General features: G+C 33.8%; 18 protein-coding genes. 5 read left to right on the top strand and 13 right to left on the bottom strand.

What is annotated here, in order from left to right:
* Window positions 1-136: 136 nt before the first annotated feature.
* The gene (locus F9279_RS25195) at window positions 137-841 is read right to left on the bottom strand and encodes a hypothetical protein (RefSeq protein ID WP_193224567.1); all 705 of its coding nucleotides are present in this window, start codon (window positions 839-841) and stop codon (window positions 137-139) included.
* A gap of 280 nt (window positions 842-1,121) precedes the next feature.
* Between F9279_RS25195 and F9279_RS13425 the strand changes: the two genes are divergently transcribed.
* From F9279_RS13425 to F9279_RS13410, 4 genes are all read left to right on the top strand, one after another.
* A complete protein-coding gene (locus tag F9279_RS13425; protein ID WP_152113826.1) occupies window positions 1,122-2,186 on the top strand; it encodes a CotH kinase family protein in 1,065 nt (354 codons plus the stop codon).
* Between the two features lie 305 nt (window positions 2,187-2,491).
* Window positions 2,492-2,983 (top strand): hypothetical protein, encoded by a 492-nt coding sequence (locus tag F9279_RS13420; RefSeq protein WP_152113824.1) that lies wholly within the window; start codon window positions 2,492-2,494, stop codon window positions 2,981-2,983.
* Between the two features lie 118 nt (window positions 2,984-3,101).
* On the top strand, window positions 3,102-4,292 hold the full coding sequence (locus tag F9279_RS13415; protein ID WP_152113822.1) for a DUF2642 domain-containing protein: 1,191 nt from the start codon (window positions 3,102-3,104) through the stop codon (window positions 4,290-4,292).
* 155 nt (window positions 4,293-4,447) lie between these two features.
* A complete protein-coding gene (locus F9279_RS13410) occupies window positions 4,448-5,116 on the top strand; it encodes a DUF2642 domain-containing protein (RefSeq protein ID WP_152113820.1) in 669 nt (222 codons plus the stop codon).
* Between the two features lie 316 nt (window positions 5,117-5,432).
* On the opposite strand, the gene F9279_RS13405 is transcribed toward F9279_RS13410, so the two are convergent.
* From F9279_RS13405 to F9279_RS13365, 10 genes are all read right to left on the bottom strand, one after another.
* Window positions 5,433-6,788: an arsenic transporter gene (locus F9279_RS13405; RefSeq protein ID WP_264298249.1), complete on the bottom strand. Its 1,356-nt coding sequence runs from the start codon at window positions 6,786-6,788 to the stop codon at window positions 5,433-5,435.
* 302 nt (window positions 6,789-7,090) lie between these two features.
* Complete coding sequence (locus F9279_RS13400) at window positions 7,091-8,539, bottom strand: glycoside hydrolase family 1 protein (protein WP_152113818.1); 1,449 nt, start codon at window positions 8,537-8,539, stop codon at window positions 7,091-7,093.
* 16 nt (window positions 8,540-8,555) lie between these two features.
* Window positions 8,556-10,433 carry a beta-glucoside-specific PTS transporter subunit IIABC gene (locus tag F9279_RS13395; protein ID WP_152113816.1) on the bottom strand — a complete coding sequence of 626 codons (1,878 nt, stop codon included), beginning with the start codon at window positions 10,431-10,433 and terminating at the stop codon, window positions 8,556-8,558.
* A 121-nt stretch (window positions 10,434-10,554) separates the two neighbouring features.
* The gene (gene licT, locus F9279_RS13390; RefSeq protein WP_152113814.1) at window positions 10,555-11,403 is read right to left on the bottom strand and encodes a BglG family transcription antiterminator LicT; all 849 of its coding nucleotides are present in this window, start codon (window positions 11,401-11,403) and stop codon (window positions 10,555-10,557) included.
* Window positions 11,404-11,641: 238 nt separating this feature from the next.
* Window positions 11,642-12,970, bottom strand: a complete 1,329-nt coding sequence (locus F9279_RS13385) for a UDP-glucose dehydrogenase family protein (protein ID WP_152113812.1) — start codon at window positions 12,968-12,970, stop codon at window positions 11,642-11,644.
* 161 nt (window positions 12,971-13,131) lie between these two features.
* Window positions 13,132-13,269 (bottom strand): hypothetical protein, encoded by a 138-nt coding sequence (locus F9279_RS25190; RefSeq protein WP_193224566.1) that lies wholly within the window; start codon window positions 13,267-13,269, stop codon window positions 13,132-13,134.
* A 147-nt stretch (window positions 13,270-13,416) separates the two neighbouring features.
* Window positions 13,417-14,382 carry a formylglycine-generating enzyme family protein gene (locus F9279_RS13380; protein ID WP_152113809.1) on the bottom strand — a complete coding sequence of 322 codons (966 nt, stop codon included), beginning with the start codon at window positions 14,380-14,382 and terminating at the stop codon, window positions 13,417-13,419.
* A 13-nt stretch (window positions 14,383-14,395) separates the two neighbouring features.
* Entirely contained in the window at window positions 14,396-14,932 is a 537-nt protein-coding gene (locus F9279_RS13375) for a chromate transporter (protein WP_152113807.1), read from the bottom strand.
* A 15-nt stretch (window positions 14,933-14,947) separates the two neighbouring features.
* Window positions 14,948-15,562 carry a chromate transporter gene (locus F9279_RS13370; protein WP_152113805.1) on the bottom strand — a complete coding sequence of 205 codons (615 nt, stop codon included), beginning with the start codon at window positions 15,560-15,562 and terminating at the stop codon, window positions 14,948-14,950.
* A 240-nt stretch (window positions 15,563-15,802) separates the two neighbouring features.
* Window positions 15,803-17,293 (bottom strand): sulfatase-like hydrolase/transferase, encoded by a 1,491-nt coding sequence (locus F9279_RS13365; RefSeq protein ID WP_152113803.1) that lies wholly within the window; start codon window positions 17,291-17,293, stop codon window positions 15,803-15,805.
* A gap of 233 nt (window positions 17,294-17,526) precedes the next feature.
* On the opposite strand from F9279_RS13365, the gene F9279_RS13360 reads away from it, so the two are divergent.
* Window positions 17,527-18,756: an anaerobic sulfatase maturase gene (locus F9279_RS13360; RefSeq protein WP_152113801.1), complete on the top strand. Its 1,230-nt coding sequence runs from the start codon at window positions 17,527-17,529 to the stop codon at window positions 18,754-18,756.
* Between the two features lie 84 nt (window positions 18,757-18,840).
* Here F9279_RS13360 and F9279_RS13355 read toward each other — a convergent pair whose 3' ends face one another.
* On the bottom strand, window positions 18,841-20,784 hold the full coding sequence (locus F9279_RS13355) for a beta-glucoside-specific PTS transporter subunit IIABC (protein WP_152113800.1): 1,944 nt from the start codon (window positions 20,782-20,784) through the stop codon (window positions 18,841-18,843).
* Between the two features lie 305 nt (window positions 20,785-21,089).
* A complete protein-coding gene (locus F9279_RS13350; protein WP_152113798.1) occupies window positions 21,090-21,854 on the bottom strand; it encodes a MurR/RpiR family transcriptional regulator in 765 nt (254 codons plus the stop codon).
* Window positions 21,855-21,862: the final 8 nt, after the last annotated feature.

The raw sequence follows: 21,862 nt of genomic DNA, 5'->3' as shown, positions 1-21,862 counted from the left end.
ACATTACCGTTACTGGTAATCACCCGATATGGAATACATAAAAAAGGAGGGAAATTGAAAACCATCCCCACCTTAGCACTTAGTAAATATTCTTCTTTACCAAACCTAATACAAAACATTTCTCATATTGATTGATTTATTTATTTTTTCTTCTTTCCATGTGATCGCTTTCCTTTAGATTTACCCTTGCCTCCACATGACTTGCTTCTTTTAGACTTGCCTTTGCCTCCACACGATTTGTTTCCTTTAGACTTGTCTTTGCCTCCACACGATTTGTTTCCTTTAGACTTGTCTTTGCCTCCACACGATTTGCTTCCTTTAGACTTGCCTTTGCCTCCACATGACTTGCTTCCTTTAGACTTGTCTTTGCCTCCACACGATTTGTTTCCTTTAGACTTGTCTTTGCCTCCACACGATTTGCTTCCTTTAGACTTATCCTTGCCTCCACATGACTTGCTTCCTTTAGACTTGTCTTTGCCTCCACACGATTTGTTTCCTTTGGACTTGTCTTTGTCTCCACACGATTTATTCCCTTTGGACTTGTCCTTGTCTCCACAGGACTTATCCCCTTTGGACTTGTCCTTATCTCCACAGGATTTATTCCCTTTGGACTTGTCCTTGTCTCCACAGGACTTATCCCCTTTGGACTTGTCCTTATCTCCACAGGATTTATTCCCTTTGGACTTGTCCTTGTCGCCACACGATTTATTCCCTTTGGACTTGTCCTTGTCTCCACAGGACTTATTCCCTTTGGACTTGTCCTTGTCTCCACAGGATTTATTCCCTTTGGACTTGTCCTTATCTCCACATGACTTGTGACCTTTAGATTTTCCTTTCTCATTTGATAATGTTATGTCAGTTTGCTCCCTACTTTCTTCTACTGGATTATTATTCAAAAAAGATTCTAAACCATTTTTCATTACGTCTTTTATAGCTTCTTTTATTAACTGACTTTGGCTCAAAACTCCCACCACTTTCATTCAATTTAGTACAGTCTATGCTCTGTGTGAAAGTACTGTTTAGACTCCTAACCAAGTTAGAAAAATTTATATTAGCCCATTCTGCAACTTTCTAGATAAACACACATATCGTAAAAATAAATAGTGAGAGGAATAAATAGTATGAAATCATATAACATTTATATTCAACCTAATGATTATAAATATTTGAGAAGTAACGTCTGGACCGATGAATATGTACCAGGTTATTTAAAAGATGGGAAAAACAAGTACCAAATAGATATTTCGTATCGTGGACATTCTATAAGGAATTATGATAAAAAATCATATAATATCTTATTTCAGAATCCCCATACGATAAAAGGTGCACATGAAATTCATCTGAACGCTGAGTCTAAAGATCCTTCTTTGATTCGAAATAAACTTTCTTTAGATTTTTTCCATGAGATTGGTATTATAGCTCCGCAATCTCAGCATGTTACCTTAACGATTAATGGGCAACGAAGAGGATTATATCTTCAGTTAGAGTCTTTTGATGAATATTCATTACGAAGAAGGAATCTAGCAAATGGGAGCATTTTCTATGCCACAGATGATGATGCGAATTTTTCACTTTTAACAGCTGAGGGAGATCCTAAATTGGAATTATTACAAGGCTACACGCCGAAATATGTAGTGTCGAAGGAAGAAAAAAAATTATTCGCAGAGCTAATATTAAGTCTTAATACACTTTCTAACCTGGAGTTTGAAGAAAGAATTCCTAAAATATTGGATGTAGACAATTATTTAACATGGCTTGCTGGGGTTGTCTGCATACAGCATTTTGACGGTTTCGACCATAACTATGCCATGTATTATAATAGTTCGACACAATTACTTGAGATCTCTCCATGGGATTGTGACGGAACATGGGGCAGAAATAGGCATGGAAATTCACTGCTTTATGATGTGGTACCAATACAAGGATATAACACCTTATCTGCAAGACTACTTCATATTAATCACTTTAGAAATAAATATAAAGAAATAGTCGAGAATATATTAAGCAATCAGTTTACTATTGAAGCACAAAATCCTATAATTGAAAATTTATTCTCCACTATAATACCTCAACTCGAAAACGATTATTCTACAGTACAAAACACTCTTGAAAAAGAAAAACAGCTTATTCTTACATTTATCGAAAACAGAAATAAATATCTATATAGCCAGTTGCCTATTATTTAGTCCACCTATACGGAATGGTCATTAAAACCTCGCTCTTCGCTTCTTCCAAGAGAAGTTTAAATATATTTACACGAACTATTAGACTAATATCCCTTGTAGGAAGTTACCTAGTAGTTCATGTACTTTCATTAGCTGAGTTATTCCCCATTCTTTTTCCTTTTGTTATTGTGATTTCTGGCTACAATTATGGATATATCATTTACCAAACACTGTGAAAATCAGTAAAATAGGCAATTGCAATAGTACCTTATCTTCTCTCGGCACATATACATACAGGGAAAACATCATGGGAGGGAAAATGGGGAATGAATCTGGCACTGTTACAAACATTAGTAGGAAAAGTAGTTAAGGTCGATAGAGGTGGCCCTGAGTCAAAGGTTGGTAAATTAGTTGCTGTAGGAGAAGATTTTTTTACAATCTTAATAGAAAAAGACGGAATTGTATATTATAAAATGCAGCATGTAAAAAGCCTTACTGAAAATGCAAAGAAAAGTCTTCCATTTGAACTTGAAATTCCAGCAGGTTTCGAATTCAAATATAGCACTTCTTTTATAGGTATACTTGACTCTCTTAAATATTTTTGGGTTAAAATTAACCGCGGTGGTAAGGATAGCATTGAAGGAGTATTAGAAGATATTACTAGCGACTATATTACAGTTGTGTCCAATGAAGAAATTATTAGACTATCTACATTCCATATCCGTAATATTAGCTATGGATTAGTAGTTGAAAAACCAGAAAAAGAAGAGAAGAATGAAGAAAAGAAAGAAGAGAAAGATTCTAACAAAGAAAGCTAAGAATACAACTATTATCTTCATTAGAGTTAGAATTATATAATCGTTAGAAGGCTTTAATAAGCCTTCTAACATTTCTTCTTTAGGTAAGAACACATATTAGAGTGAGGAGGTTTATATAATGAAGGAACTGAGTTTTCCCCAAGCCCTAAAACAATTAGAAGGCTACAAAGTTAGAACATTTATCAATCATTCAGAAATAGTGGATGGCATTTTAATTAAAGCGGAAGATGACCATATTGTACTACAAATTGAAAATAAAATTTTTTATTATTCCTTTAATCAAATTCATGCCGTTACAAAAAATGCAAAAAACATCTCGCAGCATAACTCTGTACTGCCTCATGAAAGTAAACAATATTTACTCGATATATTACATGAATTTAAATATAGTTGGATCACTATTCAAAGCATCAATAATCAGTTTTTCTCAGGTTTATTAAGCAGAATAACAGATGGATATGTCATGCTCATAAACGAGGATGACCAGATTTATATACAAAAATCTTTTATTGTTGGCGTTTATAAAGGCAATCAAGAAGATATCGAAAATGAAGAAAAAGAAGATTCTTTACAAACAGACAATGTAGACCAAAATTTAGCTATTCAGGAGGAAGAGAGTAGTAGTTTAGAACCTCAAAGAACAGAAAGTCAATTAGAAGACACAGAATCTTTTTCTCTGAAAGACTCTCAAACGGACACTATCCATGCAGAAGATCCCCAAACAGAAGAAAAACTTATTTTAAATGAAGAGAGCCCTATCCAATCTAATCATACACTAGACATACTTAATCAGAGCCTTAAAGAAAATAACATTACAGAGCAAGATAATAATATAGAAGATGCAAACATATTACCTTTAGTTGAAGATATTACACCTACTGCAGTTGAGATAGAATCCATCAATTCTTCACCTGACAATCAAAATAAATTCAATAATAGCCCCTCAACTAAGAATATTTTCGATTTAAATATGCTTCCACTACTACCTAGAAAAAAGAAAGATTCCACCGAGAATGTTAAAAAGAAAGATTACAGCATTATGCCAAAAACAGATAACTTATCCGATTATATTTCTCATCCATTAAATCCACTAGGCAATTCTAATTTACATTTACAAAGAAAAAAAGACCAACAAAACCCACAACCTCAAGATACTATTGAAGAGCCAGCATTAAACATCCGTCCAGTTAACACAATAACAATAGACTTAAAAGAACAAAATTACCAATTAGAAAAACAATATTATTCTCTTATGAAACATGCCGAGTTTATGTATAAGAAATTGAGGAATGAGCGCTTAAAAAAGTAATGTCCTTATTTAATAGCTGATAGATTGGAAGATTTCAAACTAATTGAATGTTTCCAATCTATCAGCTATCCCATTAAGAAGATTATATATAAATCTCTATTTCAGATTACTATATATCCAACATGATTTAAAACATAATAAAGGAGCTATAAGAAATGAATAGTTTCAAGCACTTAATTGATGAGGATGTGGATGTAGAAATTTCCGGAAAAACATATTTCTCTGGTATTTTAATTGATAATGGACTAGATATATTAGTTCTTTACAATGAGCAAAAATACATGTATATCCCTTTACTTCATATACACAATATCAAAAAGCGAAGTAACTTAGAATACTCGCTTGAGAAACCCTCTGCTGAAATGCCTTTTCAAATGGAGCAAGAATCAATTTCCTATCGTAAAATATTAATGAACGCCAAAGGGCAATTCATCGAACTATGTGTTACTGGAAATAGATCTATACATGGTTATATTACTAATGTATTGAATGACTATGTTCTTTTTTACTCTCCAGTTTTCAAAAATGTCTTTATTTCCTTACAACATATCAAATGGCTTCTGCCTTATAACACAAATCTAACACCCTATACTTTAAGCAATGCAGACTTACCAGTTGTTCCTTCCAACATTCCGCTATCTCGTACTTTTGAAGAACAATTAAAAAAATATACTGGTCAATTACTCGTTTTTGATTTGGGAGACAACCCAAACAAGATTGGATTAGTAAAAAGCATCTCTAATAATATAGTGGAACTAGTAGACGCTGAAGGGCAATTAATATACTGGAAACTTTCCCACTTAAAATCTGTTCATTTATCTTAGAATTTTATGCTATTATAATCATATATTTTAATATATTCCCCTAAGATAAACTCTTCCAAAACTTTTTTGTCTTAGGGGATTTTTTGTTCTTTTATTTTAATTGAACTACATCATTGCGATTTACATAAGTATTCTTTTAAAAACAAACGAACGGCCTTAGACCTATGGTATAGTATAGTATAGAGCTAATGCCGCTTAAGCTGTTTGTATTTGTATGTTCCCTACTGTCTTCTTGCTACTTGCTTTCATTTGTATGGTTAATTATTACTTTTAAGTAATCTACTAAGCTTTAGAATCTGCCTTCATCTTATTTTAATTAGTAAAAGAATAAATCTAACCAAATATATAGAATCACAATGGAAAAAATTACAGTTGCTGGGATCACGATAAGAGTAACCTTCATATAATTCCCCCATGAAACTTTTACATTATGTTGCTTTAAGATATGCATCCAAATTAATGTAGCTAGTGTTCCTGTAGGAATCAACAATGCTCCTATATCACTACCAATAATATTTGCTAGATATAAAGTTTGTAGCACAATCGGTTCTAAATTCATTTCTGTCAAAGTAAACGTACCAATCATTAAAGCAGGATGATTATTAAAAACATTTGACATGAGTGTTAATATCGAACCCATAATTAGACTTACTTTGAACAAATGATCATCCATTATCGGTTCTAAATGTTGCACTAAAAAATTCGTAAGTCCAATATTGTGGAGCCCATAGACAACAATATACATAGCATAAGCAAATACAAAAATATCCCACGGTGTTTTCTTCACCATATCACTAGGATTGATTTTCAAGTAAAACCATCTCCACCCTAAAAGGAGAACAGAGCTACTTACTGCAACAATTGAAATAGGAATATCATAATAGGAAGCTACAAACAGGGCAATTCTTACCAGAAAAATAAAAGCGAATACACCAACCATTAGTTTTGATTGTCGCTTCAGATCTTCTACATTCGGTTCTGAGTGTAATGGATGCAAGGAAGGAATCTTTCTATAATCTATATTATTCTTAATAAGAGGTATTTTTTTGGGTAGGTGTCTATAAAAGACTCCGAGCAGAATGAAATAGAGGAATGCCAGACCAACTATCCCTGGGATAAACATCATGGCAGTTTGCATATATAGATCTAACCCAATCATATTTAACGATATTAAATTAACAATATTACTAACCCCAATAGGTACACTAGAAGCAGTGGCAATAAGTGCACCACTTATTAAATAAGGAAATTTCTCTTTTTGTTTCAACCCAATTTTTCTAAAAAGCATTAATAAAACAGGAGTAGTAATAATAATGCTGCCATCGTTATTTAGAAATAAAGTCATAAGAAAGCAAAGAAGGTTAGTAAGCCAAAAGAGTCGTATACCAGATCCTTTTGCAGCAATCAATAATCTCGTAGCAGCCCAATGAAAGAAACCAATGCTCTCCATTGTCAAGGCCATAACCATTGTAGCAATTATGGTTAGCGCGGCTCCGGTAACCTTTGATCCAATATCTGCGACATCAGCTAACGATACACTTCCGCTTATAAAGATTAACACAGCACCAATAGTTGCTGCTGTTGCTTCATTCATGCCTTTCGGACGAAAAAAAATAAGGATCATCGTTATTAGAAAAGAAATTAATGTAAATATAGAAGTTATATCATTCAAAATATACACACCTCCAGGCTATTGAACTACGATTCATATTTTCACACTCCTTCATTTGTCTTTAATCCATGCTTGTACTATATGATACGTTAACTATACAAATTTGATATAAACAATCATCTAGTTGTTCCTAAAAATCAACTAGTATCTTTATAAGGTAAATGACCTAGTAAGATACATTTACTAATTTCTTAAACGCATTTTCATAAAAATAAGGTTGTACTACCATTCAGAAAGTGAATAATAGTACAACCTTGCTCAATCAAGATATTTTATAGTCAATCCTTTATACTCTGTTAATGTTACAAATTTTCTCCATTCGAACATATTACTTCTTTATACCAATCAAAACTCTTTTTCTTCGTTCTCTTAAAACTTCCATTACCATAGTCATCTAAATCTACATGTATAAAGCCATATCGTTTACTCACCTCAGAAGTAGAAACACTAATAATATCAATTGGTCCCCAGCTTGTATATCCCATTAACTCTACACCATCAGAGATAGCTTCTCTCATTTGTACAATGTGCTCTTTTAAGTAATTAATACGATAATCGTCTTCGATAAAACCATTCTCGTTTGGTTTATCAATAGCACCTAAACCATTTTCTACAACAAACAATGGAATTTGATAACGGTCATACAGTTTATTCAAAGTAACACGTAGTCCAATTGAATCAATCTGCCATCCCCAATCAGATGATTCAAGATATGGATTCTTCAATCCAGAAAATAGATTCCCAGGAGCTCTTTCCCCATGAGGCCCAGCACTTTCTACTAAAGACATATAATAACTGAAAGAAATATAATCTACTTTATTTTTTAAAAGGATATCTTCATCTGTTTCTTCCATTACTATTTCAATATTATTCTCTTTAAAGTATTCTTTAATGAAGTTTGGATAGTATCCTCTTACTTGTACATCTGTATAGAAGAAATTCATTTGCTCTTGTTTTAATGTTTTTAACACGTCATGTGGATTACATGTTTCTGCATATGTTTCTAATCTTGCCAGCATACAGCCAATTTGTGCATCTGGATTAATCTCTCTACAAAGCTTAACAGCTAGTGCACTTGCAACAAACTGATGATGTAACGCTTGATAAATTGCTTGATCCAAGTTTTCAAATCTATCTGTAATTAAACCTCCACCATTATATGGTGCTAATGCAATTGCATTAATTTCATTAAAGGTTAACCAATATTTCACTTTATTACGATATCTAGTAAATACGGTTTCTGCGTATTTTGTGAACATATCTATGACACGTCTATCTACCCAACCATTAAATCTATCTACAATAGATGCAGGCATTTCATAATGAGATAAAGTTACTAATGGCTCTATATTATATTTTGCAAGTTCATCAAAAACATCATCATAGAATTTTAAGCCTTCTTCATTAGGTTGTAAATCATCTCCATTTGGAAAAATACGTGCCCAAGAGATAGACATGCGGAATGTTTTAAACCCCATTTCGCCAAATAAAGCAATATCTTCTTTATAGTGTTGATAAAAATCAATTCCCCATCTTTTTGGATAAAGTCTATCTGAATCTTCTTTAAAAGCTTCTAAAAATTGCTCTGAAGTAACATGTACAGCATTATCTCCGTGACGTTCTTCTTTTGGAATAAAAGGAATCATATCAGCAGTTGATAGCCCTTTACCTCCAAGATTATAACCACCTTCTAGTTGATTGGCAGCTGTTGCGCCACCCCATAAAAATCCTTCTGGAAATCTTTTTGCCATTGTAGTACACTCCTTCTTATTTTTTTATAGTAAATAACACTTCTTCTGCTTGAATTTCCTGATGTTCTATGTCTGTTTTATCAATAGAGCTATATTGATCACTATTTGTCATAATAACTAATGTCACCATTTTATAGCCTTCACTTCGAATTGCTTCTCGATCAAATGTAATAAGTTCTTGCCCTCTTTGCACCTTTTGCCCTTGTTCAACCTTTACATCGAAATATTTACCTTCTAAATTAACGGTTTCAAGTCCAATATGAACGAGAATTTCTGAACCATTTTCTGAACGTAGACCAATTGCATGCTTTGTTGGATAGATCATTGCAACAGTTCCGTCAAATGGAGCTACTAATGAATTTTCAGAAGGCTCAATTGCCATACTTTTTCCTAATATCTCACCAGAAAAAGTTTTATCTGGGACTTCTTGAAGTGGTACCACTTTTCCTGTTAAAGGGCTGCTTATTTCCTCCCTTTCAGTAGAAGAAATAGCTTCCACTTTATCTTCGTTCTGTTCTTGTCCTTCTTCTTCAGCAGGAACATCTTCAAATCCTAAAACAAGTGTCATAACAAATGCAATAATAAATGCCACAATAATAGAGATGATTGTATACACTAAATTCATCGAATTGGCTGGATCAATATAAACTGGGAATGCCTCTAAGCCTTGTAGAATAAAGCCAAAACATTTTACTCCAAAGTAAACAACCATTCCACCACTTACAGCACCAGCAATCATGGTCGCATATAATGGACGCTTAAGCTTTAAGTTCACTCCAAAAACAGCAGGCTCTGTTACACCTAATAATGCAGAAACCCCTGTAGAAATACCAAGAGATTTTAATTTTTTATTCTTCGTTCTTAGAGCAACAGCAAATGCAGCACCTGCTTGTGCTAAACTATTTACAATATTTAATGGTAAAATAGCAGTATCATAACCATATTTACCCATATTTTGCAAGATTATTGGAGCAAAACCATAATGCATACCAGTTACTACAAACACAGGCATTAAACCACCTATTAAAATACCTGCAAAAACACCACCATGCTCATAAATCCAGGCAACCGCGATTCCTACATAATCTCCAACTACAAATCCGATTGGACCAGCAACAATTAAAGTAAAAGGAATCATAATTAGGAATACAATAGTCGGCGTTAATACTACTTTTACGGTATTAGGAACTATTCTATTAACTACCTTATAGACATAACTTAAAACCCAAACTGCTATAATAATCGGAATAACGGTTGCGCTATATCCGATAAATGGAACTGACAATCCTAAAAACTTTAAGCCAGCCTCACCACTTGCAACTCCAGCTGTAATAGTTGGATAAAGTAAAGCACCTGCTAACGCCACTGCTAAGTATTCACTTACTTTAAATCTTTTCGCAGCTGAAATTGCCAATAAGAATGGAAGGAAATAGAAAGCTGCATCAGAAATAATTGTAAAAACTTGATATGCATCACTTTCTACTGAAATCCAGCCTAACACTTGCAATAAAGCAAGTATCCCTTTCATCATTCCAGCCCCAGCAATAGCTGGAATAACTGGTGAAAACACCCCAGAAATCATGTCAAAAAATCTACTTACTAGCTTTTTCTTGCTTGCACTTGATACATCATCTACACTTGGATTACTATTACCTACTAAAGCTTCTACTTCTTTGAATACTTCCATTACCTTATTTCCAATAATGACCTGAAACTGACCATTTTGAAATTGAGCACCCATTACTGCGGAAATCTTTCTGATACCTTCCACATCTACTTTGTTTTCATCCTTGACATGGAATCTCAGCCTTGTAACACAGTGCCAGGATCTTGTGACATTTTCCTTACCACCAATTTTTTCTATAATGTCTTTTGCTAATTGTGCATTACTCATTTTCTTTACTCCTATTCTGTCATCTATTTATTTTGCACAAAATAAAAAACCTAAATATATTAAAAGAACAGTAGTTGTTCTAAAAATATACTTAGGTAATGCCTGATTGAACAGTAACACCCTAATTTGTTGCTTCTCTTCTGGAAGTCATACGATGTATATGAATGGTTAAATAGGCAAGCTCATCATTAGAGCATTGCCAGTTATACTCTATGTGCAAATACTTCTCAATCTTCTTTACACAATTATAAGCATCTGGATATCTTTCTTTTATAATGTTATATAAGGACGTAATTTCTTCTACTATTTTTTCTTCATGATTTAATTGCCTTAAAATAAAATAGCGTAAATGCGTGAGTAGCCTTGAATAGTTAATAGAATCTTCTTGTATTTTCATTTGATAATGATAGCTAATGATTTCAAGAATTTTATTTGTAATTTCTGCTATTCGCAAGGTTTCTTTCATCTCTTCACTCTTATGCTGTGCATTCACAAAGTGTAAAGCAATGGAGGTTGCTTCATATTCAGGTAAATCAATATTCGTAAATCGCTTAATTAATTCGAGAGCCTTCATCCCTATCTTATATTCTTCTTTGTAAAGATTTTTCACTTCCCAATGAAGGGGATTCTTTATTAATAAGCTATCCTGATACCTTTCTAGTGCGAAATTCAAATGATCAGCCAATGTGATAATAAATGCATCACTTAATTTCTTCTGCAATATATCTTCTCCTAACCGAATAATTTGATTTGTTAGGAAAATATAATCAGCAGGAATACTATTTAGTATGCTTGTTAACTGATTGGATTCAGGAGAATCTAATGAATATATTTTATCAACTAATTTAGGTTCAATTTCTTCATATTTTTTCTTGTTAAAACCAACCCCTTTTCCCATCACAATGATTTCGTTTCCACTATTATCTAAGGCAAGAGCAACATTATTATTAAATGCTTGTTTTAATTTCATTGATAATCCCTCTTATTTTATGAATAAAATAAAAAAACCAATTACAATCGTAAGAACATAGTTTTCCCTAGTTCTTTACAATTATAATTGGTTATGCCTGATCGAATCAGTAACAATCCTAAATTTTGATTTTATTTTATCATGTAAAGAAAACGTTGTCAATGATAGTTTTCCCACTATTCTTTACCCATATTAACTAAACTCACCACTTTGAAATTTGTTAGAAAAAGAGTTTGATTTATATAGCTTTATGCTTCTCCACTTGAAATTCCCTTATATCAGGCCTACCTATCGAATAATAATTTAGACCTGCTTTTTTAGCGCCTTCTAATGTGAAACAATTCCTACCATCATATATGAAAGGAGTTTGCATTTTTCCTTTAAACAAGTCTAAATCCATGCTTTTTATTTCATCCCACTCGGTAAAAATAAAGCAAAGATCTGCGTTATCCACCGCAGCTTCTGGGGTTTCTTCGTACTTAATTTGTGTAGGATACAGCTTTTTAAAATTCTCTGCTCCCACAGGATCATAGGCATGAACTTCTGCTCCCTCACTCAACAATAGCTTTATATTTGGAATAGATGGAGCATCTCGCAAGTCATCTGTACCTGGCTTGAATGTGAGCCCAAGAACAGCAACTTTCTTTCCTTGAAAAGCTGAAAAATCATTGCGTGCTTTAGAAATTAATTTAAACTTTTGTTTTTCATTCACTTCAATAGCAGCTTTCACTGTTCGTAATACATATCCTTCCTCTTCTGCTAACCAATGCAATGCCTTTGTATCTTTTGGAAAACAAGAACCCCCATAACCAATACCCGGGTTTAGAAATTTGTCACCAATTCTCACATCATAACTCATTCCTTGCGTAACATCCTCTATATTTGCTCCAACTGTTTCGCATAGATTAGCAATATCATTGATAAAAGAGATTTTTAGTGCTAAAAAATCATTAGATGCATACTTCACCATTTCTGCACTACGACGATTCATTACTACTATTGGTTGGTTGAATGGTTCATATATATTAGTAAGAACTTCCCTAGCATAGTCACTTTCGACACCTATAACGATACGAGAAGCACGTAAAGTATCTCTTATAGCTGTTCCTTGAGATAAAAATTCAGGATTAGATGCAACTTCAACATATACATCTTGTTTCAAATGCTGTTTTACAAATGCCTCTACACGGTCATTTGTACCAATTGGCACAGTTGATTTAATTACTATTAAACAGTCACGTGTCACTGACTCCGCAATTTCGCGAGCCACATTAAATACATAATTCAAATTTGCTGATCCATCCTCATTTTCAGGAGTGCCAACACCTATAAAGATGACATCTGACTTTGCATAGGCACTTTTATAATCTGCTGTAAATGCTATTCTCTCTTTATTTCTTTCCATTAAAACATCTAACTCTGGTTCATAAATGGGCGAAATACCTAGGTTTAAGAGTGTTATCTTCTCTAAAGACTGATCGACACATGTAACCTGATGACCTAAATCTGCTAAACAAACCCCTGTCACTAAACCAACATAGCCAGTTCCCGCCACAGTAATATTCATTCTAATAATCTCCTTATGTAGTATTTAAACATACTCTTGGACTATTATTATTTTAGAAGATTTTTATATTCTCTCTATATTTTTTTTGTATATCTTTATTAAAACCATGTAAAGGATAAATAAAAGCACAGAAGAATAACTCCTGCGCCTGATTATAAGTCTTATTCATGATGAGTTTTATCTACTTTTTCCTTTATATTTCGCTTATTGCCTTTACTGTTATCTCCACTTATTTCTGCCGATTGGTTACCTCTTGGCGAATTCTGATTTTTACTTCCATTATTGAATTTCTTCGTCATTATTATGTTTCACTCCTTTCTTTAGTTCTATTAGGGTTTCCTTAACACTAGAAATTTATTAATTCATTTCGAGTAGTAAGCTAACTCAAAAAAGATATTCAAGCTATTATTACTTGAATACCTTTTTTGAGTTTTATAACAAAAGCATTAAGCATCCATCACACATCTAAACCCAGTATTCCCACTAGAACTATCCATTGTATTACTTGTTCTAGCAGCTACGCGATATCTATTGCAATAGGAATCATGACAGAGATAAGAGCCACCTCTTAATGATTTAGTGTTTCCCATTGGCGGTCCTTTAGGATCTTCTAATGAATCCTTTTGATGATAAGTAGGATGAAACCAGTCTGAACACCATTCCCATACATTACCTGCCATATTATAGAAGCCATAACCGTTACTCACAAAGCTATCTACAGGGGCTGTCCCTAAAAATCCATCTTCTTCTGTGTTAATCCTCGGAAACTCTCCTTGCCAAATATTACACATGTGCTTGCCGTTAGGATGAAGCTCATTGCCCCAAATATATTTATTTTGTTCCAATCCTCCACGAGCTGCAAACTCCCATTCCGCTTCAGTTGGAAGTCTTTTACCTGCCCATTCACAGTAAGCTATGGCGTCATTCCATGAAATATGGACAACTGGGTGATTCCATCTATTTTCTAAAGAGGAGTTCGGACCTTCAGGGTGCTTCCAATAAGCTCCTTCCATCACACGCCACCAAGGTGTGTTTCTTGGGACTCTTGTGTAGGTTGCAGCATCACGCTCTGATAAAAGTAAATGAAAGACAAAAGACCAGTCGAACTTTTCGGCATCTGTTTTATAATTAGTCTCCTCGACAAAACGTGCAAATTCTTTGTTGGTGACAGCATATATATCCATATAAAACGGACTAACTTTGACCTTTCTTATTGGACCTTCTCCGTCTAAAGGAAAACCGTCTTTATCTTCAGTTCCCATTAAGAACTCTCCACCCTCAAGAAAAATCATATCTTCTTTTTTCGGTGTCTCACTCTTTTTAATAACTAATTCTTCTTCATTTAATTCTACAAAGTCCATAGAACTTCTACTTGCCGTACAACATGAATTTACTTTTATATCCTTTTCCATAGCTATCACCCTTCTAGAATATAAATGCTCCTACAATACCTGCCCCCAATATAACAAATAAAGGATGTGCTTTCCATCTCATTAAGAAATAAAGTGATACAAGGCATATTAATAATAGCCAGATCATTTCCATATTAATATGGAAAGAAATAACATTATTGGAATAGGCAAATTTAATGGCAGCATAAGCAATTAAACTCGTAACAATTGGTCTTAGCCCATAAAAACCCGCTTTAACAAGTTTATGCTCATTTACTTTCTTAAAGAAAATTGCCATCAATAATATAATTACCAAGGATGGAATGGTCATAGCTAATGAAGAAATAATTCCACCAGGTATTCCTGCTAGTTGATAACCAACCAAAGTTGCGCTATTTGTAGCAATTGGTCCTGGTGACATACCTGCAACTGCCATGATATCTGTAAATTCACTTGTATTTAGCCATCCTCTAGAAGATACTCCTTGTTCAATGACAGGAATCATAGCATAACCACCACCGAACGAAACAGTACCAATTAGAAGGAAAAATAAAAATAATTGAATAAGCATAAGATTCTCCTCTTTCTAGCTTGCTTGATCGGTTTGGCTAGCATTAGTCTGCTGCTCTTCTTTTTCAAACTGAACCACAATTCCTAGTTTCTCTTTTATCTTTGTTATCAAAATCCCAAGTATAGCGCCTAATACAATCACTAAAATAGGATGAAGCTTTAATATAATCATTCCTAAAACCATAATCATAGATAATATTGCTGTAGATTTATCAATAATAGATGTCTTACTAATTTTAAAAGCAGCATACGTAATTAAAGCTACTACAGCCCCACTTATTCCTTTAAACGCTGCATTTACATACGTATTATCTTGAAAATATAAATATAAACTACCTAATGTTACAACTATAATAAAGGTTGGTATAAGTGCTCCGAACATGGCTATAAGTGCTCCAAGTATTCCTCGAATCCGATAACCAATATAAATGGAAGCATTAATTGCAATAGCCCCAGGTGCAGTTCCTGCTAAAGCTAATGTATCCGAAACCTCTTGCATTTTCATCCACTTTTTTCTAAAGACAATTTCTCTTTCAATAATAGGTATCATGGCATAGCCACCACCGAAAGTGATCGGACTCATCCTAAAAAACACCCAAAAAATTTCTAACAATGATACTTTTTCTTTCATGATATCTCCCTCAATCTATTTTAAGAATAGAACGAATGAGCTTCCTGTTCTTTATTTATATCATAACACACTTTTATCCATTTTGGATAAAAGTAAACATATCTTTATAAAATTAATATTTATCCAACATTTATATAAGAAGAAAATGCAGAATTTCTATTTAATAAGAACCTACTTTTTCCCCTACTTCAACTTTTTAGCTCCTTTGTTAGCACAAAGGAGCCCATATAGTATTCTAAATTACTTACTATTTTTCTCTAATCCCAATCGCACATATTGTTCTTCTGGTGCATCACTTTTTTGCATTAAATCCACCAATTTCTTACTCATTTCTATCTCTAGTTTATCGTCAACAATAGGATTCTCCTGTTGTGGATCCTTTTGCAGATCAAATAACAAGTTTCCAGTCTTAAAGGTGTTGTACCAGTTCTTCACAGGGATCTTAAGATGTGGTGAATTGTTTGTAAAAGCCGTTCCTGGTACGAGTTCTGCATCATTTATTAATTCTTGACTTAAGAATCCTCTCATATTGGTAACCGCTAATGTATGGTTGAATAATGGGCCGTTCTCTTCATTAGTAGAAGCTCTCATATACGTGTATCTACCATCATGAATATTTACATAGGAGCCATGTGTTCCAAATAATACAGTGTCATGATTTTTTTCTTTTTCTTTCTCTAAAACTGGAAGAAGAGAATTTCCAAGAACCATAGTATTTTCAAATGGAACATTAAAGTAATCCATCAAAGTAACTGGAATATCAATGGTCTGGGAAAGCGCATCACATCTAGTACCAGCCACTGTTACATTTGGTACATGAATAAAGAAAGGTATATGAATAACTTCCTCATATAATGGAGCAATGTTTTTTCCAATCCAATTATGTTCTCCTAATAAGAAACCATGGTCAGTATCGACAATTAGCATGGTATCTTTCCACATATCATGCTCATCCATATAATCTAATATCTTTCCAAGATGGTAATCACACATACTAACTAAAGCAGCATATTCTTTTTGAAGAGCTTCGAAATCTTTTTCTTCGTAATCTCCTTCATTTACAGACTGATATGCTGGCCAGTAAGGTATATCCTTGCTATCTACACAATCATAAATCTTCCTATATTTTTCTGGCACATAGAAAGGTTCATGTGGATCGAAGCATTCTATTTGTAAGAACCAATCATCTAGATCTTTATGTGATTGTAAGAAGTCAAGACCGGCAGCAATTGTTTGAACACTAGACATATCCTCTTCCTTTTGCTGTCTAGTTCTATTTGCATAATGCTGAAGGACAGATAGGCCATTTTTATTCATTTTATGATTATTCTCATTTGGAAGGGCTTCGCCTCTTGCAATCCATCGATCCCCTTCCTGCCCACGAAATCCTTCCCAGGTAGAATAGCGATTATGATAGGTTGCTCCCCCATCCTCAAAATAGTGGGAGTGATCTGTTACTAAGTGAGTATATATTCCATCTTTTTGCAAGTTTTCAAACACAGATCCATCAAATGACTCAAGTGGTCCCCACGCACGATGCAAGAAATTATAATTACCTGTATGCAATTCCCTTCTTGCAGGCATACAAGGCATACTCCCTCCATAGAATTGATCAAATGTAACCGTCTTTTCCTGTAAGCGTTTAAAATTAGGTGCATATACCCATTCATTATTATAATTTGGAAGAAAATTTCGAGATAAAGTATCAAACATCACCATTACTGCTCTCATATTATTTCTTCTCCTCTCATCTAGTAAATTATTATTATTTTTATTACTTTCTATTATATAGCCTTTTCGCTTATTTTTGGCTTGATGCGTTCAAGTTGGGAAATTACCCGCCATTTTGGGAAAAGTTATTTAGTGTTCGTTGAAATACCCCACTGTGATATTTATCATAGTAGTTTCAAAAATCTTTATGCTGTAATAAAGAGATACAAAATCATCTAAGGTGGTAATCTAGAATGAAACAAAATCTACTTTCTGCACCAATGGGAACTGTCCTTTTAAAGACTGTATCTGAAGGCTGTAATCTAGCATGTGATTATTGCTATTATAGTAGTCTTGAGAATAAGAACAATATTCAAACCTTTGATTTGATGGTTTTAGAGAAATTTATTAAAGAATATGCCGATTATAGCACTGGATATATGTCTTTTGCATGGCAAGGAGGAGAACCTCTTCTCGCCGGTCTTCCTTTCTTTGAAAAAGTCATAGAATTGCAAAAAAAATATGCCAAAAAAGGCACAGTAATAAGTAATGCCTTGCAAACAAACGGTACGCTTATCACAAAGGAATGGGCAAAGTTTTTTAAGAAATATAACTTCCTAGTTGGCGTAAGTCTTGATGGTCCTGCCGAAATACATGATAAAAGAAGACCAAATCGTGGTGGAAAAGGAAGCTTTGCTCAAGTAATGAACAGTATTCAGCATTTAAAAGAGGCAAGTGTGGATTTTAACATACTTACAGTCATTCATGAAGATAACGTGTTAAGAGGCCAAGATTTAATGAACTTCTATACAAAAGAGGGATTCCAGTATATTCAATTTATCCCTTGTATGGATTTTCGCTCACAAAATATCCATACACCAGGAAGGTTTCTAATTACACCACAGGAATATGGTCAGTTTCTCTGTGACGCATTCGATATTTGGTTTAATGAGGGAACTCCTGAAACCTCGATTCGTTTTTTCGATGAATATTTAAGTGTCTCCTTACATCAAGAAGGTTCCTTATGCACGCATAGAAAAGCATGTCCAAAAATGTTAGTTCTAGAGTCTAATGGAAATGCCTATCCTTGCGACTTCTATATAGATCAAGATTTATGTTTGGGAAATATCGGAACAGATAGTTTAACAGACATTCTAAATAACACCATTTATGATACCTTTCTAACGAAGAAAGAGAATGTATCATCTAAGTGCAAAGAGTGTGAGTTTTTTAAATACTGCCATGGTGGATGTCCGAGAAACAGGAATGAGCAGGAAGGGAAGAATTTCGATTATTTCTGTGAAAGCTATCAAATCATCTATGCTTACTCAACCAATCGCATGAAATTATTAACAAATACTATTAAAGGTCAATGGAAGAAACAATTTATCCAAACTGGTCACACGCTTCCAGATCGAAATGATATGTGCTTTTGTAGGAGTGGTAAAAAGTATAAAAAATGTTGTGCTTTATTACCCGTTTAAGTAAAAGACATCCTTTTAGTGAATAAGGATGTCTTTTTTATTTCTATTAGAAAAAGGGAAAGTTCCCCTCTCCCTTTTTTACTTTTATACAGTTACTGTTATAATTTTCCCACCGAAATCAACGGCTTGTTCATCAGCAACAATAATCTCTTTATACTGATCATGATTTGTAACCACAACTGGTGTAACAATAGGATATCCTGCTGCCTTAATTGCTTCTATGTCGAACTCTATCAACAGTTGGCCTTTTTCTACTCTATCTCCCTGTTGGATGGATGTAGAATAATATTTACCCTCAAGTTGCACTGTGTCCATTCCAATATGCATCAAGACTTCTGCTCCAGTATCTGTTGTTATCCCAATAGCATGCTTTGTTGGAAATATTGCGGAAACCGTCCCATTAACAGGAGAAACTAATTTGCCTTCTGTTGGAACAATGGCAACTCCTTTTCCAAGTAGGCCAGAAGAGAATGCAGCATCTTCAATACCAGATAATTTTTTCACTTCTCCCTTTAAAGGACTAGCGATATCTTCATTGCTAATAGTTATCGTTTTATTTTCCGTTGTATCTTCTTTAGCAGCAGCTTTTTGTGCTTGTTTCTCTAGTTCTTCTTTTTCTTTCTTTCTATCAATTCCGAAGAAGTATGTTAATGTAAAACCTACTACTAAGTTAGATGCCATTGCAATAACTGCACCCCAGAAGCCCATATCTAAACCGCCATCTGGGCTAATTTTTGTTGGAAGACCAAAAATCCCCAGTCCGCCCATCATATATGCTTTTGTACCCATGATTCCCATAATTACTCCACCTATAGCAGATGTAATGAGGGTGATGATAAAGGGTCTTTTTAACGGAAGTGTCATTCCATAAAGTGCTGGTTCTGAAACCCCGAATACTGCAGAAATAAATGCAGGAATACTTAACGTTTTATATTGCTTTTGCTTTGTAGCTACTAATATACCTAATACCACACCTGCAGTTGCTAAAGATGTTGCTGAGTTAAATGCTAAAATGTAATCACTACCGTGTACACTAATATTGTTGATCGCAATTGGTACTAATCCCCAATGCAACCCGAACATAACAAATACTTGCCATAATCCACCTACTACTAATCCTGTAAGAATTGGACTTAAATCATATATCCAAAGAGTTCCTTCTCCTAATAACTTTCCTACCCATGTTGCAATTGGTCCAATGACAATAAATGTTAATGGAACAATAACTAATAAAGTTAAGAATGGTACTAAGAAGTTTTTTACAACATCTGGAATAACCTTTGCTAACCATTTTTCTATTTTTGAACCAACAAAAGTTGCTAAAATAATTGGTATAACAGATGACGAATAAGACATTAAAATAACCGGAATACCTAGAAATGTAATATGAATTGGTGATTCAAATAAGGTGCCAGCAAACAGCGTGTAAAGCGGCTCACCAGCTGTCAAACCGGCTAAGCTTGGATAAACTAATGAAGCTCCTATTGCCATACCAATAAAATGATTACCACCAAACTTCTTCATTGCTGTATAACCTAAGAACACGGGGAAGAAGTAAAATAACGAATCTCCTACTGCATTTAAGATGTAATAAGTTCCTGTTGTATTTGCATACCATCCTAATGCCACAAATAAAGCGTTGAACCCTTTAATCATACCAGTTGCTGCTAACACACCTAATGTTGGTGCAAAGATACCAGAGATCATATCTATAAATTTATTAAAAAGTCCTTGTTTATCCCCCTGAGTATCTTCATCAGTTGCAACTTGTGTTTTATTTTCAAAACCCCCAATTGCAACTACGTCTTTATAAACGTCTGGAACATGATTTCCAATAACTACTTGATATTGTCCACTGCTTTTCATAACGGTTATAATATCATCCATTTCTTTTAAGACTTCCGTATTCGCTTTACCTTCATCCTTTAATTTAAAACGCAAACGTGTGATACAGTGTACTACACTATTAACGTTTTCTTTTCCACCGACATTCTCTATTATGTCTTTTGCTAATTGTTCGTATTTCATATTTTCCTGCCTCCCCTATATTTGCTTCCTGAGACAAATCCATTTCTGGACTAATAAGCTACTAATATTGTGATCAAAATTAATTCTCTTATCATGTATATCATTTATGAAAGCGCCCTCTATACGTATTATATGTTATTGCATTAATTTTTGGAGACCTTTTCACTAGTTTGGGAAAGCGCTTCATAGTTTGGGAAGTTATTTTAAAACCTATAAGCAATGAGAAAATCATCCACATTATAAAAAAACCTTGCCGTTTTAAAAGACAAGGTTTTTAAGAAGAAGCTGACCATATAGGGTACTTTTTATATTCTTCTATTAATAAATTCTACATAATTGTAAACAATTACTTCAATAATAACGTGAATGGGACTATATAAGGAATAGATAGCAGTATCCGTAGTGGGTGCGTCTATTTGTGCATTTATGTGAAAGGTAGAATTATTTGCTAACCAGTTATTTTCACTAGCTGTTATCCCTAGTATTTTGACATTCTTTAATATAGGTGTCGTTAACGCTTCCTTTAATAAAGGATTATTACCTGATCCTGAAAAGATAATTAGTAAATCCTTCTCACACATTCTTTCAATCATAACTTGATAAAGACTAGTATGCCCAAATGGCAGTACCTGCATCTCTTTTCCCATACCTAAGAACATTCGCTGTAATTCTGATGCTTGATTCTGTTGTGCCCATCCAGTCCCAATAATATAAATATGTTCACTTTCCTTAATAGCTCTAAATAGTTCTTCCATATTAGCGTTTTTTAAGTGCTCTATCGTATTAGTAACACTAGTTATAATCCGTTCATCTAGATTACTATTTTCTACCTGTTCATCGGAGAAGAAATTTCCCCATTTCATAAAGTTCTTTAATTCTGTAAAACCGGAAAATCCTAATTTCTGTGCAAATCGCAGAACCGAAGATTTAGATGTTAGGCTATTATTCGCAAGTTGGTTAATGCTTAATTTATGGATTATTTCTTTATTTTCTAAAATGTATTTGGCAATCGCAAGCTCTCCTTCACTTAGAGAAGCATACTTTTCATTAATAAGGCCTTCTAGCTTCATATGATTGC

It is taken from the genome of Bacillus sp. B1-b2 (genome assembly GCF_009183415.1).
GTDB lineage: Bacteria > Bacillota > Bacilli > Bacillales > Cytobacillaceae > Niallia.
Note: the sequence above shows the minus strand (reverse complement) of the source record. Positions and strands in the feature narration are given on the sequence as shown.

Bases quoted from the DNA above. Each gene is read 5' to 3' on its own strand.
- F9279_RS25195 (WP_193224567.1), bottom strand. From the start codon at position 841: ATGAGAAAGGAAAATCTAAAGGTCACAAGTCATGTGGAGATAAGGACA.
- F9279_RS13360 (WP_152113801.1), top strand. From the start codon at position 17,527: ATGAAACAAAATCTACTTTCTGCACCAATGGGAACTGTCCTTTTAAAG.
- F9279_RS13365 (WP_152113803.1), bottom strand. From the start codon at position 17,293: ATGAGAGCAGTAATGGTGATGTTTGATACTTTATCTCGAAATTTTCTT.
- licT (WP_152113814.1), bottom strand. From the start codon at position 11,403: ATGAAATTAAAACAAGCATTTAATAATAATGTTGCTCTTGCCTTAGAT.
- F9279_RS13410 (WP_152113820.1), top strand. From the start codon at position 4,448: ATGAATAGTTTCAAGCACTTAATTGATGAGGATGTGGATGTAGAAATT.
- F9279_RS13375 (WP_152113807.1), bottom strand. From the start codon at position 14,932: ATGCTTATTCAATTATTTTTATTTTTCCTTCTAATTGGTACTGTTTCG.
- F9279_RS25190 (WP_193224566.1), bottom strand. From the start codon at position 13,269: ATGACGAAGAAATTCAATAATGGAAGTAAAAATCAGAATTCGCCAAGA.
- F9279_RS13400 (WP_152113818.1), bottom strand. From the start codon at position 8,539: ATGGCAAAAAGATTTCCAGAAGGATTTTTATGGGGTGGCGCAACAGCT.
- F9279_RS13355 (WP_152113800.1), bottom strand. From the start codon at position 20,784: ATGAAATACGAACAATTAGCAAAAGACATAATAGAGAATGTCGGTGGA.
- F9279_RS13385 (WP_152113812.1), bottom strand. From the start codon at position 12,970: ATGAATATTACTGTGGCGGGAACTGGCTATGTTGGTTTAGTGACAGGG.
- F9279_RS13370 (WP_152113805.1), bottom strand. From the start codon at position 15,562: ATGAAAGAAAAAGTATCATTGTTAGAAATTTTTTGGGTGTTTTTTAGG.
- F9279_RS13380 (WP_152113809.1), bottom strand. From the start codon at position 14,382: ATGGAAAAGGATATAAAAGTAAATTCATGTTGTACGGCAAGTAGAAGT.
- F9279_RS13350 (WP_152113798.1), bottom strand. From the start codon at position 21,854: ATGAAGCTAGAAGGCCTTATTAATGAAAAGTATGCTTCTCTAAGTGAA.
- F9279_RS13425 (WP_152113826.1), top strand. From the start codon at position 1,122: ATGAAATCATATAACATTTATATTCAACCTAATGATTATAAATATTTG.
- F9279_RS13395 (WP_152113816.1), bottom strand. From the start codon at position 10,433: ATGAGTAATGCACAATTAGCAAAAGACATTATAGAAAAAATTGGTGGT.
- F9279_RS13420 (WP_152113824.1), top strand. From the start codon at position 2,492: ATGAATCTGGCACTGTTACAAACATTAGTAGGAAAAGTAGTTAAGGTC.
- F9279_RS13415 (WP_152113822.1), top strand. From the start codon at position 3,102: ATGAAGGAACTGAGTTTTCCCCAAGCCCTAAAACAATTAGAAGGCTAC.